We start from the raw sequence: 266 nt of genomic DNA on the forward strand, positions 1-266 counted from the left end.
TCCGCGTCGAAGGAGGAGGGCTCCTCCATGGCGGTCAGGGCCATCAGCTGCAGGAGGTGGTTCTGGATGACGTCCCGCGCGGCGCCGATGCCGTCGTAGTAGCCGGCCCGGCCGCCGATACCGATGTCCTCCGCCATGGTGATCTGGATGTGGTCGACGAAGGACCGGTTCCAGATCGGCTCGAACATCGTGTTGGCGAAGCGGAGCGCCAGGATGTTCTGGACGGTCTCCTTGCCGAGGTAGTGGTCGATGCGGAAGACCTGGTC

General features: G+C 65.0%; 1 pseudogene. It reads right to left on the minus strand.

The features are described 5' to 3' along the window. Positions 1-266, minus strand: a pseudogene (locus KVT44_RS61395) (glucose-6-phosphate dehydrogenase); the annotation flags it as partial.

Source organism: Streptomyces sp. GbtcB7 (genome assembly GCF_019091445.1).
GTDB classification, from domain to species: Bacteria; Actinomycetota; Actinomycetes; order Streptomycetales; family Streptomycetaceae; genus Streptomyces; species Streptomyces mirabilis.